General features: G+C 71.4%; 17 protein-coding genes. 14 read left to right on the top strand and 3 right to left on the bottom strand.

Annotated elements, in window-relative coordinates:
• Positions 1–97: 97 nt before the first annotated feature.
• From glmS to tsaD, 12 genes are all read left to right on the top strand, one after another.
• On the top strand, positions 98–1939 hold the full coding sequence (gene glmS, locus ABZ260_RS03425) for a glutamine--fructose-6-phosphate transaminase (isomerizing) (RefSeq protein WP_350911417.1): 1842 nt from the start codon (positions 98–100) through the stop codon (positions 1937–1939).
• 178 nt (positions 1940–2117) lie between these two features.
• Positions 2118–3533 carry an alkaline phosphatase PhoX gene (locus tag ABZ260_RS03420; RefSeq protein ID WP_355612395.1) on the top strand — a complete coding sequence of 472 codons (1416 nt, stop codon included), beginning with the start codon at positions 2118–2120 and terminating at the stop codon, positions 3531–3533.
• A gap of 93 nt (positions 3534–3626) precedes the next feature.
• Positions 3627–3977, top strand: a complete 351-nt coding sequence (locus ABZ260_RS03415; RefSeq protein WP_355551560.1) for a holo-ACP synthase — start codon at positions 3627–3629, stop codon at positions 3975–3977.
• A 10-nt stretch (positions 3978–3987) separates the two neighbouring features.
• On the top strand, positions 3988–5601 hold the full coding sequence (locus tag ABZ260_RS03410; RefSeq protein WP_355612392.1) for an NAD(P)H-hydrate dehydratase: 1614 nt from the start codon (positions 3988–3990) through the stop codon (positions 5599–5601).
• Positions 5598–6725 (top strand): alanine racemase, encoded by a 1128-nt coding sequence (gene alr / locus ABZ260_RS03405; RefSeq protein ID WP_355612389.1) that lies wholly within the window; start codon positions 5598–5600, stop codon positions 6723–6725. Before ABZ260_RS03410 ends, alr begins: the two co-directional genes overlap by 4 nt.
• Before the next feature lie 20 nt (positions 6726–6745).
• On the top strand, positions 6746–7822 hold the full coding sequence (locus ABZ260_RS03400) for an alpha/beta hydrolase (protein WP_355612386.1): 1077 nt from the start codon (positions 6746–6748) through the stop codon (positions 7820–7822).
• Between the two features lie 68 nt (positions 7823–7890).
• Entirely contained in the window at positions 7891–8316 is a 426-nt protein-coding gene (tsaE, locus tag ABZ260_RS03395) for a tRNA (adenosine(37)-N6)-threonylcarbamoyltransferase complex ATPase subunit type 1 TsaE (RefSeq protein ID WP_350911963.1), read from the top strand.
• Positions 8317–8485: 169 nt separating this feature from the next.
• Positions 8486–9163 (top strand): hypothetical protein, encoded by a 678-nt coding sequence (locus ABZ260_RS03390; RefSeq protein WP_355612383.1) that lies wholly within the window; start codon positions 8486–8488, stop codon positions 9161–9163.
• 6 nt (positions 9164–9169) lie between these two features.
• Positions 9170–9724, top strand: coding sequence for a class F sortase (locus tag ABZ260_RS03385; RefSeq protein ID WP_355551575.1), 555 nt, complete (start codon positions 9170–9172; stop codon positions 9722–9724).
• A 116-nt stretch (positions 9725–9840) separates the two neighbouring features.
• A complete protein-coding gene (gene tsaB, locus ABZ260_RS03380) occupies positions 9841–10524 on the top strand; it encodes a tRNA (adenosine(37)-N6)-threonylcarbamoyltransferase complex dimerization subunit type 1 TsaB (RefSeq protein ID WP_355612380.1) in 684 nt (227 codons plus the stop codon).
• Positions 10521–10973, top strand: a complete 453-nt coding sequence (rimI, locus tag ABZ260_RS03375) for a ribosomal protein S18-alanine N-acetyltransferase (RefSeq protein WP_355612377.1) — start codon at positions 10521–10523, stop codon at positions 10971–10973. The genes tsaB and rimI overlap by 4 nt, the downstream gene beginning before the upstream one ends.
• Positions 10966–11997 (top strand): tRNA (adenosine(37)-N6)-threonylcarbamoyltransferase complex transferase subunit TsaD, encoded by a 1032-nt coding sequence (gene tsaD, locus ABZ260_RS03370; RefSeq protein ID WP_355612374.1) that lies wholly within the window; start codon positions 10966–10968, stop codon positions 11995–11997. The genes rimI and tsaD overlap by 8 nt, the downstream gene beginning before the upstream one ends.
• Before the next feature lie 93 nt (positions 11998–12090).
• Here the strand turns inward: tsaD and ABZ260_RS03365 are convergent, their stop codons facing one another.
• Complete coding sequence (locus ABZ260_RS03365; RefSeq protein WP_355612371.1) at positions 12091–13149, bottom strand: alkene reductase; 1059 nt, start codon at positions 13147–13149, stop codon at positions 12091–12093.
• Positions 13150–13256: 107 nt separating this feature from the next.
• Here ABZ260_RS03365 and ABZ260_RS03360 point away from each other — a divergent pair, with 107 nt between their 5' ends.
• Positions 13257–13784: a MarR family transcriptional regulator gene (locus ABZ260_RS03360; protein WP_355612368.1), complete on the top strand. Its 528-nt coding sequence runs from the start codon at positions 13257–13259 to the stop codon at positions 13782–13784.
• Between the two features lie 92 nt (positions 13785–13876).
• On the opposite strand, the gene ABZ260_RS03355 is transcribed toward ABZ260_RS03360, so the two are convergent.
• Positions 13877–15136: a hypothetical protein gene (locus ABZ260_RS03355; protein ID WP_355551592.1), complete on the bottom strand. Its 1260-nt coding sequence runs from the start codon at positions 15134–15136 to the stop codon at positions 13877–13879.
• 192 nt (positions 15137–15328) lie between these two features.
• On the bottom strand, positions 15329–16495 hold the full coding sequence (locus ABZ260_RS03350; protein ID WP_355612365.1) for a class I SAM-dependent methyltransferase: 1167 nt from the start codon (positions 16493–16495) through the stop codon (positions 15329–15331).
• 242 nt (positions 16496–16737) lie between these two features.
• On the opposite strand from ABZ260_RS03350, the gene groES reads away from it, so the two are divergent.
• Positions 16738–17049 (top strand): co-chaperone GroES, encoded by a 312-nt coding sequence (gene groES / locus ABZ260_RS03345; protein ID WP_030912806.1) that lies wholly within the window; start codon positions 16738–16740, stop codon positions 17047–17049.
• Positions 17050–17069 lie beyond the last annotated feature (20 nt).

The following is a 17069-nucleotide window of genomic DNA, read 5'->3' as shown; positions in this document are numbered from 1 at the left end:
TGCGTACGATCCTGCCGGGTGCCGGGCGGGATTCTTGGGGTGTCTGGGGGGTTCTCCATAGACAAGGTGGCCGATCTCTCAGGGAAGGGGGTAGGTCATGTGCGGCATAGTGGGATATACGGGACAGCGGCAGGCGATCGAGGTCGCCGTCGAGGGACTGGGCCGGCTGGAGTACCGGGGGTACGACTCGGCGGGAATCGCACTGGTCGGATCCGGCGGCCTGGTCGTGGAGAAACGGGCGGGGAAGCTGGCCAACCTGCGCTCGGCACTGGTCTCGCGGCCCGCGCCGCCGTCGACGGTCGGGATCGGGCACACCAGATGGGCCACCCACGGGGCGCCCACCGACCGCAACGCCCACCCGCACACCGACTGTCACGGGCGGATCGCGGTCATCCACAACGGGATCATCGAGAACTTCGCCGTGCTCAGGAGCGAGCTGGAGGACAAGGGCCACCGGATCGTCTCCGAGACCGACACGGAGGTGGTGGCGCACCTGCTGGAGGAGTTCGCCGCCGGTGGCCTGGCGGAGGCGATGCGCCGGGTCTGCCTGCGGCTGGAGGGGGCGTTCACGCTGCTCGCGGTCTCGGTGGACGAGCCCGAGGTGGTGGTGGGGGCGCGGCGTAACTCGCCGCTGGTGGTCGGCAGAGGGGACGGGGAGAACTTCCTCGGCTCGGACGTGGCGGCCTTCATCGCCTACACGCGCGAGGCGGTGGAGCTGGGGCAGGACCAGGTGGTCGAGCTGCGTCCCTCGAAGATCACGGTCTTCGACTTCCAGGGGGCTCCGGCCGAGACGCGTGATTATCACATCGGCTGGGACGCCTCGGCCGCCGAGAAGGACGGCTACGACCACTTCATGCTCAAGGAGATCGCCGAGCAGCCCAGGGCCGTCGCCGACACGCTGCTCGGCAGGGTCGGCCAGGACGGCCTGCTGGTGCTGGACGAGATGCGCCTGTCCGACCAGGAGCTACGCGACATCAACAAGATCATCCTGGTGGCCTGCGGGACCTCGTACCACGCCGGGCTCATCGCGAAGTACGCCATCGAGCACTGGGCTCAGCTGCCCTGCGAGGTCGAGGTGGCCAGCGAGTTCCGCTACCGCGACCCGATCCTCACCCGGGACACGCTGGTCGTCGTGATCAGCCAGTCGGGCGAGACGATGGACACGCTCATGGCGGTACGGCACGCGCGCGGGCAGCGCTCCCGGGTGCTGGCGGTGTGCAACGTGAACGGCTCCACGATCTCCCGCGAGTCCGACGCCGTCCTCTACACGCACGCGGGCCCGGAGGTCGCGGTGGCCTCCACCAAGGCCTTCCTCACCCAGCTGGTGGCCTGCTACCTGGTGGCGCTCTACCTCGCGCAGGTCCGGGGCACCAAGTTCGGCGACGAGATCACCCAGATCGTCGACCGGCTGGCGGAGATGCCGTCGAAGGTGAGCGAGGTCCTCTCGACGGTCGAACCGGTCCGCGCGCTGGCCAGATCGCTGGCCGCTGAGCGGTGCGTGCTCTTCCTCGGGCGGCACGTGGGCTTCCCCGTCGCGCTGGAGGGGGCGCTGAAGCTCAAGGAGCTGGCGTACATGCACGCCGAGGGCTTCGCCGCGGGGGAGCTCAAGCACGGCCCGATCGCGCTGATCGACAAGGGGCTCCCGGTCGTGGTGGTCGTCCCCTCGCTGTCCGGCCAGCGGGTGATCCACGACAAGATCGTGTCCAACATCCAGGAGATCAGGGCCAGGGGCGCCAGGACCCTCGTCATCGCCGAGGAGGGCGACGACGTGGTCGAGCGGTACGCCGACACGCTGATCCGCATCCCGGCCGTGCCGACCCTGCTCCAGCCGCTGGTCGCCACGGTGCCGCTCCAGGTCTTCGCCTGCGAGCTGGCCACCGCCAAGGGGCACGACGTCGACCAGCCCCGCAACCTCGCCAAGTCGGTCACGGTGGAGTAAGTCCCGGACGGAGGTTGTCCACAGCCTGTGGACAACCCCTATGGATTACCGAGGGGCAGAAGCGGGAATAGGAGCTGCCCGCTTTCTTGCATGGTTAATTGTCGATATATGCCATATAGCGAACTGCTGACGGCGGATTAACGTGACGTGAATCCACCTGACCTCAGGGAGTCGCAAGATGGATCGTCGTCGTTTCCTTGCCGGCAGTGGTGCGCTGGCCACGGTAGGGGTGGCCGGGCCGTTCGCCGGCGTCGCGTGGGCGGGGCTGAACGGGGAGACCCGCCCCGGAGGCGGGTACGGGCCGCTGAGGCCGGTCGCCGACGAGCGGGACGGCGCGATCCGGCTTCATCTGCCCGACGGCTTCCGCTACGCCTCCTTCAGCGCCGCCGGGGACAGGTTCGGCGACGGGTCCGCCGTTCCCTCCAGGCACGACGGCATGGCCGCGTTCCGCGGGCCCGCGAACACCGCGATCCTCGTCCGCAACCACGAGGTCAACGGCCCGGTCGGCGCGTTCGGCGACCCGGCCAGGGCCTACGACCCGGCGGCGGGCGGCGGCACCTCCACGCTCAGGGTCACCCGTTACGGCAAGGTGATCTCCGCAGCCCCCAGCCTGACCGGCACCCAGATGAACTGCTCGGGTGGCCCGATGCCCTGGGGTGCCTGGGTGACCTGCGAGGAGACGGTCAACGGGCCGGACGTGGGCAACGACTTCACCGGCCAGGACAACAGCAAGCTCACCCAGAGGCACGGCTACATCTTCGAGGTCCCGATCGACGGCAGGGCCTCGGGACCGATCAGGAGCGCCGGGCGGTTCGCCCACGAGTCGGCCGCGTTCGACTCGTTCACCGGCGCCGTCTACCTCACCGAGGACAACTTCGCGTTCGCCTCCGGGTTCTACCGCTACCTGCCGCCGAAGAACCCGCTCCGGGCCGGTCGCATCCTCGACGGCGGCAGGCTGCAGATGCTGGCCGTGCGGGGCGCGCCGGGCAAGGACCTCTCAGTCGGCCAGTCCAAGGGGGCCACCTACGCGACCACCTGGGTGGACATCGACGACCCCGACCCCACCTTCATCGGCACCCCCGCCAACGACCTCGCGGTCCAGGCGGTCGGCAACCAGGGCAGAGCCAAGGGGGCGGCGCTCTTCTCCCGGCTGGAGGGGGCGATCAACCATCACGGCACGATCTACTTCACCTCCACGCAGGGCGGCGCGACCGCGTCCGGCGACACCCCGCCCAGCGGCTTCGGCAAGGGGCGCGGCCAGGTGTGGGCGTACGAGACGTGGAGCAGGAGGCTCAGGCTCGTCTACGAGTCGCCGGGCTCGGTCACCCTCGACCTGCCGGACAACGTCACCGCCAGCCCCCGGGGCACGCTGGTCCTGTGCGAGGACGGTTCGGGCGACAACTACCTGCGCGGCCTCACCAGCCGTGGCGAGATCTTCGACTTCTCCCGGCTGGCCCCCGTCACCGGGGACTCGGGCGCCGAGTTCGCCGGCTCGACCTTCGGTCCCGGCGGGCACACCCTCTACGTCAACGTCCAGTCGTCGGCGGGGATGAGCTTCGCCATCTGGGGGCCCTGGCAGCGCGGCGGCTTCTGACCTCCCCGCCGACCCCCGCGACCCGCTCCGGGGCCGGTCGTACGACGTCCGTGCCGGCAGGCGGCCGGTGAAGATCATCGGTAACCTGGGGAAATGATCGTTGGGATCGGCGTCGACGTCGTGGACGTGGCCAGGTTCGAGGCGACCCTGGTGCGGACGCCCGCGCTGCGGGGGCGCCTGTTCACCGCCGCCGAGAGCGCGCTGGCGACGGAGTCGCTGGCCGCCAGGTTCGCGGCCAAGGAGGCCGTCGCCAAGGCGCTGGGCGCGCCCCCCGGGCTGCGGCACCTGGACGCCGAGGTGCTCACCGGCGAGCACGGGCGGCCCGAGCTGCGGGTGACCGGCAAGGCGGCGGACGTCGCCCTGGCCCTGGGCGTGGTCAGATGGCACGTCTCCCTGACGCACGACGGGGGTGTCGCCATCGCCTATGTGATCGCCGAGGGATAAATTCGGTGGAATGCGGACCGCTTACACATCCGACCAGATCAGGGCGGCCGAGGCGGCGCTGATGGCGACCCTGCCCGAGGGCACCCTGATGGAGCGGGCGGCCACCGGGCTCGCGGTGGTCTGCGCCAGGATGCTCGGCGGCGTGTACGGCTCCCGCGTCGTGCTGCTCGTCGGCGGCGGTGACAACGGCGGCGACACCCTCTACGCCGGGGCACGCCTGGCGGCCAGGGGGGCCGGGGTTGACGCGATCATCGCCGGGAAGCGCGTCCACGAGGCGGGACTGGAGGCCCTGCGCCGCGCGGGCGGCCGGGTGACCGGCCTGCCCGGCGGCGAAGCCGCTACCCCCGCGACCACCCCGGCCGGCCGGCCGGTCGCTTCGGAGGGGCCGGCGGCGGGAAACCTCGCGGGAGCGCCCGGGGACGGTGTGACGGGTGGTGACGGGGTGGTGGGCGGGGCGGTCCGCGACCTGATCGGCGCGGCGGACCTGATCGTGGACGGGATGCTCGGGATCGGCGGGGCCGGGGCGCTCAGGGAGCCGTACGCGACCCTGGCCCGGCTCGCGGGTGACGCGCCCGGCGAGGTCGTCGCGGTGGATCTGCCGAGCGGGGTGGACGCGAGCAGCGGCCAGGTGGAGGGCGCGGCGGTCCGCGCGGACGCCACGGTCACGTTCGGAGCGTGGAAGACCGGGCTGCTGGTGGATCCCGGCGCCGGGCACGCGGGCCGGACGGAACTCGTCGACATCGGTCTCGGCCCCCATCTGCCGGAACCCGACGCGGTCGCGCTGACGGACGCCGACGTGGCCGCCCTGCTGCCCAGGCCCGGTGCCTCCTCCGACAAGTACCGCCGGGGCGTCGTCGGGATCGCGGCGGGCAGCGAGCGCTACACCGGTGCGGCGGTGCTGGCGGTGGGCGGGGCCCTGCGGGCCGGGGTGGGCATGGTCCGCTACGCGGGGGTCGCCGAGCCGGTGGCCCAGGTGCGGGCCCGCTGGCCCGAGGCGGTGATCACCACGCTCGCCCCCGGCGAGGGCGTCGAGGAGGTGGGCCGGGTGCAGGCGTGGGTGCTCGGTCCCGGGCTCGGCACCGGCGACGAGGCGCGCGCCATCGCCCGCTCGGTGCTGGCCGACGACGTCCCCGTGCTCGTCGACGCCGACGCGCTGACCCTGGTGGCCCAGGAGCGGTCACTGCTCCGCCGCGACGCGCCCGTCCTGATCACCCCGCACGCCGGCGAGCTCTCCCGCCTGACGGAGGTGCCGAGGGAGCTGATCGAGGCACGGAGCCTGGAGAACGTACGGCGGGCGGCGGCCGAGCTGGACGTGACCGTACTGCTCAAGGGCTCGACCACGCTGGTCGCGCAGGAAGGGCGGCCGGTCAGGATCAACCCCACCGGAAGTCCCTGGCTCGCGACCGGCGGCACCGGCGACGTGCTGGCCGGCCTGGCGGGCGCGCTGCTGGCCGCGGGACTGAGCGGTTACGACGCGGCCTCCTGCGCCGCCTACCTGCACGGAATCGCCGGTCGGCGCGGCCCTCTCGCCGCCTCCGACGTCGCCGAGGCCCTGCCGGAGACGGTGCGGTCATTGGTCAACGGGCTCAGGCAGAGCCGCTCACCTGCCAAACTGGAGCGATGAGCTTCCCGATGACGCCCGCCGAGGCACGGGTGGACCTCTCGGCGATCCGCGAGAATCTGGCGCTGCTCGGGAGCCACGCCCCCGGCGCCGAGATGATGGCGGTGGTCAAGGCCGACGCCTACGGGCACGGGCTGGTCCCCGCCGCGCGAGGTTGCCTGGAGGGCGGTGCCGGGCGGCTGGGCACCGCCTACGTCCGTGAGGCCCTTCAGCTGCGGGCCGCCGGGATCACCGCGCCGATCCTGGCGTGGATCCTCCCGCCGGGCGAGCCCCTGGCGCAGGCGGTCGGGCACGACATCGAGCTGTCGGCGGGCTCGGTCGCGGTGGTCGACGCGATCGCCGACGCCGCGGCCCTGACCGGCCGGACGGCCAGGGTGCATCTGAAGGCCGACACCGGCATGTCACGTGGCGGTGCGACGCCGCGTGAGTGGCCCGACCTGCTCGACCGGGCACTGTGGCGGCAGGCCGAGGGGACCATCGAGATCGTCGGGCTCTGGTCCCACTTCGCCTGCGCGGACATTCCGGGAGATCCGTCCATCGTGGCCCAGCTGACGGCGTTCGACGAGGCGCTGGCCGTCGCGGAGAAGGCGGGTGCCGGGGGCTCCCATGTCATCAGGCACATCGCCAACTCGGCGGCCACCCTGACGCTGCCACAGGCGCACTACGACATGGTCCGTCCCGGGATCGCGACCTTCGGGCTGAGCCCCGTGCCCGAGCTCGGCGACTTCGGGCTGCGCCCGGTGATGACGCTCGTGGCGCGGGTCGCGCTGGTCAAGCGGGTGCCCGCCGGGTCGGGTGTGTCGTACGGCCACCTGTATGTCACGGATCGGGAGACCACGCTTGGTCTCGTCCCGCTCGGGTACGCGGACGGGATCTCGCGGCGCGCCACCAACCTGGCGGAGGTGCTGGCGGGTGGCCGCAGGCGGCGGATCGCCGGTCGGGTCTGCATGGACCAGTTCATGATCGACGTAGCGGACGACCCACTGGCGGAGGGCGACGAGGTGATCCTGTTCGGTGACGGATCGCGGGGCGAACCGACTGCCCAGGAATGGGCGGATTCCCTCGGCACGATCACGCATGAGATCGTGACCGGGATCGGTTCGCGGGTCCCACGCGTTTACCGGTAAAAGGGAGCTCAGGGGGTCGCATGAGTACTACCACACGGCGCAAGGTCGGTATCGCGAGCGCGATCGTCGGTGTCGCGTCCGCGGGAGTGGCCGCCGGGGCCCTCGCCAAGCGGTACGCCGTCGGTCGCATCAGACTCCGCCCCGACCTGGAGGCGAGCGAGCCGCTTGGAGAGCTCCGGGGCCGTCCCACCACGGTCACCACCTCCGACGGCGTTTCGCTGTACGCCGAGGTGGACGGCCGGGAAGACGCTCCGCTGACCGTGGTGTTCTGCCACGGCTACACGCTCAACCTCGACTCCTGGCACTACCAGCGGCGCGATCTGGGTGACGCCTACCGCCTGGTCCTGTGGGACCAGCGCTCCCACGGGCGATCGCCGCGCATCCCGACGGAGGACTGCTCGATCGACCGGCTCGGCGACGACCTGGCCGAGATCGTCGAGGCGCTGGTGCCGGGCCCGTGCGTGCTCGTCGGCCACTCCATGGGCGGTATGACGATCATGGCGCTCGCCGACCGGCACCCCGAGCTGTTCGGCGACAAGATCAAGGGCGTCGCGCTGATCTCCACCTCCCCCGGCAAGCTCGGCGAGATCTCCCTCGGCCTGCCCGCGCTGCTGTCGAAGGCGGTGCACAAGGTCACACCGGGCACGGTGTCGATCCTGAGGCGCGGTGGCACACTGGTCGACAAGAGCCGCCAGGTCGGCAATGACGTGGCCTTCCTGGCCCTGCGCCACCTGGGGTTCGGCGATTCCAAGAACGTCAGTCCCACGGTCGTCGACTTCGTCGAGTCGATGATCCGTTCCACCCCTTTCGAGGTGATCGCCGAGTTCTACCCGGCGCTGATGTCGCACGACAAGCTGAGCGCGCTGGGTGTGCTGGACGAGGTGCCCACCTCCATCATGGTCGGTGACAAGGACTGGCTCACCCCCGTCGAGCACAGCAAGGCGATGGCGGCGGCGCTGCCGAGCGCCCGGTTCACCGAGATCCCGGAGAGCTCGCACCTGGTCCACCTGGAGCGGCCGGCGCTCGTCAACAACGCGCTGCACGACCTGCTCAAGCGGGCGAGCGCCGACACCGACGCGGGCGACGAGAACCGATGAGCCCGGACACGGGTGGGAGTGGTGACAGGAGTGACGCACCGGTGATAGTCGTGGCGACCGCCGAGGAGATGCGGGAGCTGGGCCAGAGGCTGGCCGAGCTGTTGCGGCCGGGAGACCTGGCCGTGCTGTCGGGCCCGCTCGGCGCGGGCAAGACGACCCTGGTGCAGGGCATCGCAGAAGGGCTCAAGGTACGCGGACCGATCACCTCGCCGACCTTCGTCATCGCCCGGGTGCACCCCTCGCTCTCCGGCGGTCCGGCGCTGGTCCACGTCGACGCCTACCGCCTCGGCGGGGACCTGGAGGTCGACGACCTGGACCTGGACGCCTCGCTGGAGGAGTCGGTGACCGTCGTGGAGTGGGGCGAGGGCCTGGTGGAGGGGCTCGCCGACGACCGGCTGGAGATCCTCATCGGCAGGGGCGCGTCCGGCGAGCCGGGTGAGGAACGGACCGTGACCCTCCGCGGGGTCGGACCGCGCTGGGAAGGTGTCATCTGATTTGCCCACGGGGGCTGGGAAATCCTGACAGGCTGGTACCCCGCCCCATTGGTCTAGATCGTCGGGCGCGTTGATCGACTCTGGCGGGTTTGCCCATGTTTAATGGGGAACAGGTGGGACATCGTGCCGGGCGAGGGTCGTCGGCCGGAGGGCGAAGTGGAGTTCGACGGTGCCAAGCGTCAAGCGTGTCGCGGTTGCGGGAGCCATCGTTCTTTTCGGGATGGCCGGGCTGGTCGGGTGTTCGGCGGAGGCCAACTCGGGCAGCCCGACGGCCACTCCCACCCCCACCCCGCCTGATTCCGGCATCAGCCGGCAGGACATCGAGGTCCAGCTCCAGCCGGCCCGCGCCAAGGCCGGGCAGAAGGTGTGGGTCCTGGCGAACTGCCCGATCCCCCAGGGGGGTCCCGAGCACCGCGGCACCGCGTCATCCCGGATCTTCCGCACCCCGGTGACCCTCGACCCGATCCTCGCGACGCCCACGCCGGCCCCCGCGAACACCGCCAGCCCGACGCCGCGCCCGTGGGTCCGCGGCCAGGCCACCGTCGCCGACGGCGTGGCCGCCGGTGTCTACGAGGTCAACGCCAGGTGCGAGGGGACCAACGACACGGGCAAGACCAACCTCAGGATCGTGGCCGACACCGAGCCGAGCTCCAGCCCGACGTCCAAGCCCACTTCCAAGCCGACCAGAACGATCATCAGCACCGAGGCGCCGGGCACGGGCGGCGGCGGCACCGCGGCGGGAGGCCCCGCCGACTCGGGCGGGCCGATCGGCACGACGGGCGTCCTGCTCACTCTCGCCCTGGCCGGCGGCATCGGCATCGCGGTCGTGCGTCGCCGCCGCTCGTAGTCCCCGATGGCCGATTCCACCCGCTGGTCCAGGATCATCCTGGCCGGAGTCGTCACCGGTGCCGTCATGGTCGCGCTCAACAGCAGGGACGGCGGTGAGGAGAAGCCGCCGGTCCGGGCCTCGATCGTGCCCAGCCGCATCGACATCCCGTCCCTGGGCATCAAGGCGCCCCTGATGAAGCTCGGCGTGAAGGACGGCCGGATCGAACTGCCGCCGTACGAGAAGCCGAACACCGCGGGCTGGGTCAAGGACAGCGCGGTCCCCGGGGACGAGGGTTCCGCGGTGATCCTCGGGCACGTGGACACCAAGACCGCGCCCGCCGTCTTCTACAAGCTCAAGGAGATGCGGGAGGGACAGGTCATCAAGGTGGTGCGCAGCGACGGCAAGGTCGCCCAGTACCGGGTGGACACGATCGAGCAGATCAGCAAGAGCCGGTTCCCCGCCGACAAGGTCTACCTTGAGGACGGCCTGCGGCTCATCACCTGCGGCGGGACCTTCGACTGGGACAACCACGAATATCGCGACAACCTCATCGTCTACGCCACCCTGGTCAAGACCTGAGCCCAGCTGCCCGGGGCTCGCGCGGGCCCGGTACAGAGCTCGGACGGGGGCGCGGCGGGCCGCCCCACCAGGGCGGCGCTCCTGAGCCCTCCCCGGAAGGACTAGGCTAACTGTTCGTGCTGGTCCTGGCCTTTGACACCGCAACCCCCGCCGTCACAGCAGCGCTGCACGACGGTGCGAGGGTCCTCGCCGAGTCGACGACGGTCGACGCGCGCCGTCACGGCGAGCTGCTCGTACCCACGATCGAGACGGTCCTGAGTGAGGCCGGAGCCTCGCTCCGCGACGTCACGGCGGTCGTCGCGGGCTCCGGCCCCGGCCCCTACACCGGGCTCCGGGTCGGCCTGGTGACCGCCCAGGCCCTCGCGACGTCACTGGGCGTCCCGGCGTACGGCGTGTGCACGCTCGACGCGCTCGCCTACGGCAGCGGGCTGACCGAGCCGTTCCTGGTGGCCACCGACGCCCGGCGCAAGGAGGTGTTCTGGGGGCACTACCAGGAGATGCGCGCCCGGCTGTCCGGCCCCGCGGTGGACCGGCCCCAGGACCTGCCGGGGGAGCTCCCGCTGGTCGGCGCGGGCGCGCGGATGTACGCCGAGGTCTTCGGGGCCTCCCGGCTGCTGGACGCGCCGGAGTACCCCCACGCGGGCGCGCTGGCGGCGCTGGCCGCCGAGCAGCTCGGCGAGCCGGGCGTCCACACGGTCGTCGAGAGCGGCACCCACCCCGTGCTCGGCCTGCCCCACCCGATCTATCTGCGCCGTCCCGACGCCCGGGTGCCCTCGGCGCCCAAGAAGGTCTCCGCATGACGACGGTGCTCCGTCAGATGACCTTCGACGACCTGCCCGCGGTCATGGAGATCGAGCGCAGGACCTTTCCCGCCGACGCCTGGAGTGAGGGCATGCTCCGCGGCGAACTCGACGACCAGCCGAGGACCAGGCACTACGTGGTGGCCCTGGCCGAGGACGCGATCGTCGGCTATGCGGGCCTCGCCGCGGCGGGGGACCAGGCCGACGTGCAGACCATCGCGGTCCTGGCCGAATGGCGCCGGACCGGCATCGGCGGCGCCCTGCTGACCGAGCTGCTGACCGAGGCCGAACGCAGGGGCGCGGTCTCGGTCTTCCTTGAGGTGCGCGCCGACAACCCGGGCGCGCAGGCGGTCTATGACAGGTTCGGGTTCGAGCGGATCGGCATGCGCCTCCGCTACTACGATGACGGCACCGACGCGATCATGATGAGAAAGGATCTCCATGCCTGACGAACCGGTGGTCCTGGGCATCGAGACCTCCTGTGACGAGACGGGGGTGGGAATCGTCCGGGGGCACACCATGCTGGCCAACGCCATCGCCTCCAGCGTCGAGCAGCACGCCCGTTTCGGCGGGGTGGTGCCCGAGGTCGCCTCCAGGGCGCACCTGGAGGCGATGACCCCGACCGTCGAGCGGGCACTGGAACGGGCGGGCCTGCGCCTCGCGGACATCGACGCGATCGCGGTCACCGCCGGGCCGGGTCTGTCCGGCGCGCTGCTCGTCGGCGTCGCCGCCGCCAAGGCGTACTCGCTGGGTCTGGGTGTGCCGCTGTACGGCGTCAACCACCTGGCGGCCCACGTCGCGGTGGACCAGCTGGAGCACGGAGCCCTGCCCAAGCCGTGTATCGCCATGCTGGTCTCCGGCGGGCACTCGTCCCTGCTGCTGGTGCCCGATGTCGCGAGGGACGTCATCTCGCTGGGGTCCACCGTGGACGACGCCGCGGGCGAGGCGTTCGACAAGGTGGCCAGGGTGCTCGGCCTGCCCTTCCCCGGCGGGCCGCACATCGACAGGGTGGCCCGCGACGGCTCCGGCGCGGCCATCGCGTTCCCGCGCGGCAAGTACGACGACGGGACGCTCGACTTCTCCTTCTCCGGCCTGAAGACCGCCGTGGCCCGGTGGGTGGAGGCCAGGGAGAAGACGGGCGAGTCGATCCACGTGCCCGACGTGGCGGCGTCCTTCCAGGAGGCCGTCGTCGACGTGCTGACCCGCAAGGCCCTGCGCGCGTGTGCCAAGTACGGTGTCGGTGACCTGCTGATCGGCGGCGGGGTGGCGGCCAACTCCCGGCTGAGGGCGATGGCGCAGGAGCGCTGCGAGGCGGCCGGGGTCCGGCTCCGGGTGCCCAGTCCCGGGCTGTGCACGGACAACGGCGCCATGGTGGCGGCGCTGGGCTCCGATCTGGTGGCGGCAGGTGTCGAGCCGTCGCCGCTGGACATTCCCGCCGACTCCTCGCTGCCCGTCACCACGGTCCACGTGTAGCGGGCTCACGGCCGTCGCGGGACTCCGCCCCGGGCCGCCGCGCCCCCGTGGGCGGCGGCTCTCCGGGCTCTTCGAGGCGCTGTGGTGCCGCTCCTACGCGGAGTGCAGGGCCAGCACCGGGTAGTCGGTGTAGCCGCGGTGGTCGCCGCCGAAGGCCGAGCCGAAGTCGGCCTGGTTGAGCTCGGCGCCGAGGCGGAGGCGGACCGGCAGGTCGGGATTGGCCAGGAACGACGCGCCCAGCGAGACCAGGTCGGCGCCGCGCTCCAGCGAGTGCGAGACCCTGGCGGCCGGGTCGCCTATCGACGCGTCGTTGACGATGAGGGTGTTCGGCCAGGACTTGCGGATCTCCAGGCTGAGGTCGTCCGAACCGTTCATCCCCAGGTGCAGGTAGGCCAGGTCGAGATCGGCGAGCTCGGAGACCAGTGCCGGGTAGACCTCGTGCCGGTCCTCCTCGACCAGGTCCCCGGCGCCGTTGCCGGGTGAGATCCGAATGCCGACCTTGGACGAGCCGATCCGGTCGGCGACCGCCCGCGCGGTCTCCACGCCGAAGCGGATCCTGTTGTCCACCGAGCCGCCGAAGCGGTCCTCGCGCAGGTTGGCGTTCTGCGACAGGAACTGGTGGATGAGATAGCCGTTGGCGCCGTGCAGCTCGACCCCGTCGAAGCCCGCGTCCACGGCGCGGGCGGCGGCGTCCGCGAAGTCCTGGATGGTGGTCTCCGCCTCGGCGGTCGTCAGCTCCCGGGGGGTGGGGTAGTCCTGCAGGCCGTTGGGTGTGAAGATCTGACCCGCCGGTCGTACGACGGACGGCCCGATGGGCAGCGCGCCGGTGTTGTCGGGGTGGCCGATCCGGCCGGAGTGCATGATCTGGGCGAAGATCCTGCCGCCCGCCGCGTGGACGGCGTCGGTGACCTCCCGCCATCCCGCCACCTGCTCGTCGGTGTGCAGGCCCGGGGTGTTCATGTACCCCTTTCCGGCCTGGCTGGGTTGCACCCCCTCAGTGATGATCAGGCCCGCGGAGGCTCGCTGGGCGTAGTAGAGGGCGGTCAGCGACGAGGGGATCCCGTCGACGTAGGACCGCGAGCGGGTCATGGGTGCCATGACCAGGCGGTTGGGCAGCTGGAGGCCGGCCAGCGTGAACGGTGAGAACGGCATGACGATTCCCTTCTTGGCTGGCCAACTTGGCTAGCCAATAAGCAGTTCTACAACTTGGTCGGCCAACATGCAAGCGGTAGTCTCGGAGGGGACGGAAGGACCTGAACATGGCGGAGCCGCTGTTCGACGAGGGGTGCGAGGCGACCAAGGGGTGCGGCGAGTACGACGCCGACCTCAACTGCCTGATGGCCTACGCCGCCCGAGGTCACCGGGTCCTGCTCGCCAGCCTTCTCGGGGAGATCGACCTCTACCCGGGCCAGGAGCGCGTGCTGGGGGCCCTGTGGGACAACGGCCCCCAGTCGCAGAACGCGCTGGCCAGGATCGTCGGCATCGACGTGTCCACCATGACCAAGACCCTGCAGCGTCTGGAGCGCAGCGGCTTCGTCAGCCGCAGGCCCGACCTGGCCAATCGGCGGATCAGCATCGTCGAGATCACGCCCAGGGGGCACGCGCTCCGCCCCGAGGTGGACCGGGTCCTCACCGAGATGCACCACCGGATGACCCGGGGGCTGACGGAGGAGCAGACGGAGGAGCTGACGTCCCTGCTCGGCGTGGTCAGGGGCAACCTGTGCCGCGAGGCGGGGGCGCGGGACCCGGCCGGGGACCAGGCCCTCGACGCCGCTCGGACCGGCTGACGGCGCCGGTACGGGATCGGCAGGGAGCGGACCCGGACCGGTCAGGGCGTGTGGGAGTCCCGCGCACGGGCCCCTGCCTGGGAGGGCTCCGGTCAGTCCCTGGTGGGGCGGAGCAGTGCCTCGGCCAGGGCCAGCATGGTCTCCTCCAGGGCGCCCAGCCGGCGGGTGAGGTCCGCGTGCGCGGGCTCCACGGTCTCGCTCAGGGCGTCGGAGAGCTGGTCGCGGTCGGGCTGGGCGCGGAGCATCTCGGTCAGCGGTGCCAGCGCGGCCTCGGCCCGGATGACGCGCTCGTCCAGGGAGTCGAAGCGCTCGCGCTGCTCGTCGGTCTGGGCGCCGATGAGCGCGCTGACGCCGATACCGACGCCGAGGACGGAGGGCAGCGCCTCAAGGCGTTCGTCCAGGCTCTCCAGGCGCTCGCCGGACTTCTCCGCCCGGCCGTCCAGGGTGGACAGGCGGGAGTCGATGACGTCCATCCGGCCGGTGAGGCGGCCCTCGATGTCGTCGAGGCGCTCGTCGAGGGTGTCGAAACGGCCACCCGCCGCCATGCGATGGCCGTTCAGCCGGTCGACGCGGCTCTCCACGGCGGCGGCGCGCTCGTCGATCCTGGGCACCACCAGATCGACCCCGGCCCCCACCCGCTCGACCCTGCCGTTGACCTGTTCGACGGCGGCGAGCACCCGGTCGGCGGCCGTGCCGACCGCCTGCTGGACGCTCGCGGACAGGCCGAGCATCCCCGCCTCGATGCGCCCGGCGCGCTGGGAGAGGTCGGCCAGCGCCCTGTCCAGGCGGCCGAACCGGTGCGCCGCGATGCCCATGTCGGCCTGGAGCCGGCCGAGGTGCTCGGCCAGCTGCCGCACCTGCTCGTCGATGCCCTGGGTGCCGTCGGAGATCGCCCGGAGGCGGGTGAGCGCCTCGTCCACGCTCTCGCCGACGGTGCCGAGATCGGTCCACAGGCTCGGCAGCTCGCCGAGGGGGGTGACCCGGTCGCGGACGGCGTCGACCCGCCTGCCGAAGGACTCGACCCGCTCGCCGACGGCGTCGACGTGGTCGCGGACCGCCTCGACGTGCTGGGCCAGGCCCTCGGCCCAGGAGGGCGGGCGGGCGGCGATGTCGTCCAGGCGCCCGTTGACGGACTCGAGCGTGCCGTTCAGCCCGCCGATCTCGCGCTCCCTGACCTCGCGCAGCAGCCACTCCATGCCCTCCAGGCGCTGCCGGATCTCGTCGAGCACGGCGCCCTGGGTCCGCTGCTCGTAGACGTGGTCCTGGGCCGCCCGGGCGAGGAGCTCACGCATCCGGTCGGAGATGGCGGTCTGGCTGCCCGCCTGGAGCAGGGCGTGGTCAGAGTGATCCACCGAGAGCTCCTTCGCTCGCCGACGCTCAGCCGCGCGGTTGGATTGGGTCGGTTCTGCCGATGAACGGGATGAAATCGGAGGCGAGAGAGAACTCCCGCTCGGCAACCTTAGCCTCTGGATCAAGGTTTTCCAGGGGTGAGGTTAAAAGACAGGAATTGTCGGCTTGCTGGAATAATCGACCATTTTGGCTGGTCAGCTGGGGCTGCATATGAAAGCAAATGGCCTGTCACCTATTCGGGTGAGAATGACCGTCGCGGATTCACCTCCGGGCAGCCGGAGGTCTTTCCTGAGGCGGTCGACATCCACCGCGGAGCCACGTTTCTTGATCGTCACATTGCCGGCCCCGCGCTCGCGGAGCGCCGCCCGCAGCCGCTTGAGCGAGAACGGCAGCGTCTCGTGGACCTCGTACCGCGACGCCCACGGCGTCGGCGCCGCGACGTCGCCGGTGATGTAGGCGATCTGCGGGTCGAGCAGGCGCCCGCCGACCGACGCGGCGATCTCGGCGACCAGGTGGGCGCGGATCGCCGCGCCGTCAGGCTCGTAGATGTAGCGGCCCGCCGGGCCGGTGCCGGGATCGCCGAGGGTGGGGTCGGGGGTCATCGTGACGCCCGACGGCAGGATCGTGGCCCTGCGTGCCGTCTCGCCCGCCAGCGTGCCGCACCAGATCACGGCCTCCTTGACATCGCCCCGGTAGGAGACCCATTCGGCCTCCGCCCCGGCGGGGACGAACTCGTACGGGATCCCGGGGGCGACCTTCAGGCAGGCGGCCCCGGCCCTGGCCACCATCTCCAGTACGGCGGGCCAGGCGGGCGAGTAGGCCATCGGGTCGAAGGTCCTGCCCCGCGCGGTACGGCGCGCGGGGTCGGCGAACAGGACGTCGAAGGCGGCCGGGTCCAGGGTGGAGGCGTCGGCGGCGCGGACCGAGACCCGGTCGCCGAAGCCCAGGGCGGTGGCGTTGGCCGCCGCGATCGCGGCGGTGAGCGGATCGGCGTCGACCGCCTCGACGACGCATCCGGCCCTGGCCAGGGCGAGGAGGTCTCCGCCGATACCGCAGCAGACGTCGGCGACCCGGGAACCCGCGGGGACGCGCCGCGCCCGGTGGTCGGCCACCTCGCGGCGGGTGGCCTGCTCCAGGCCGGGCCGGGTGAAGTACATGAGATCGGCGTCGGCGCCGAACTTCTCCCTCGCGCGCAGCCTGAGTCCGGCCTGGGTGAGCGCCACCGAGGTCAGGTCCGCGTCGTAGATCTTTCTTAACCTTGTCACCGCCGCCACCGGGTCGTCGCCGATGGCCTCGGCCGCCGCGCCCAGCGCCTCCTGGCCGCGCGGGGTCAGGAGTTCGCGGAATGCGTCGAGATTCACACCACCCGACGCTACCGCCTTCACCGCGGGGCTTCGCGAGGGGCTTCCACCTGGTTTGACGTTCGCCCGAAGCGCAGACGGGCGCTCCGTGTTGACTGTCAAGCCCTCCTTGCATACTGTTCCGTATTGGCACTCTCCCGGTGAGAGTGCCAAATACATGCGACGAGGCAGGTCTGACACCCGCGACGGCAGACCGCTGGTCGCCTCTTCTAGATCATTCAAATCTGAAGGGGAGGTCCGACGTGACGACCGCCACCAAGGTTCCCGTTAAGCCGCTTGGCGACCGCATTGTGGTCCAGCCGCTTGAGGCCGAGCAGACCACCGCTTCCGGTCTGGTCATCCCGGACACCGCCAAGGAGAAGCCGCAGGAGGGCAAGGTCCTCGCGGTGGGTCCGGGCAACTGGGACGACGAGGGCGAGAAGCGGATTCCGCTCGACGTCAAGGAGGGCGACGTGGTCCTCTACAGCAAGTACGGCGGCACCGAGGTGAAGTACAACGGCGAGGAGTACCTCGTGCTCTCCGCCCGTGACGTGCTCGCCATCATCGAGAAGTAGTTCTCGCTTCACAAAGATGA

Origin of the sequence: Streptosporangium sp. NPDC006013, from assembly GCF_040614275.1 — a bacterium.
GTDB lineage: Bacteria > Actinomycetota > Actinomycetes > Streptosporangiales > Streptosporangiaceae > Streptosporangium.
This window is presented reverse-complemented; position numbering and strand designations above follow the sequence as displayed.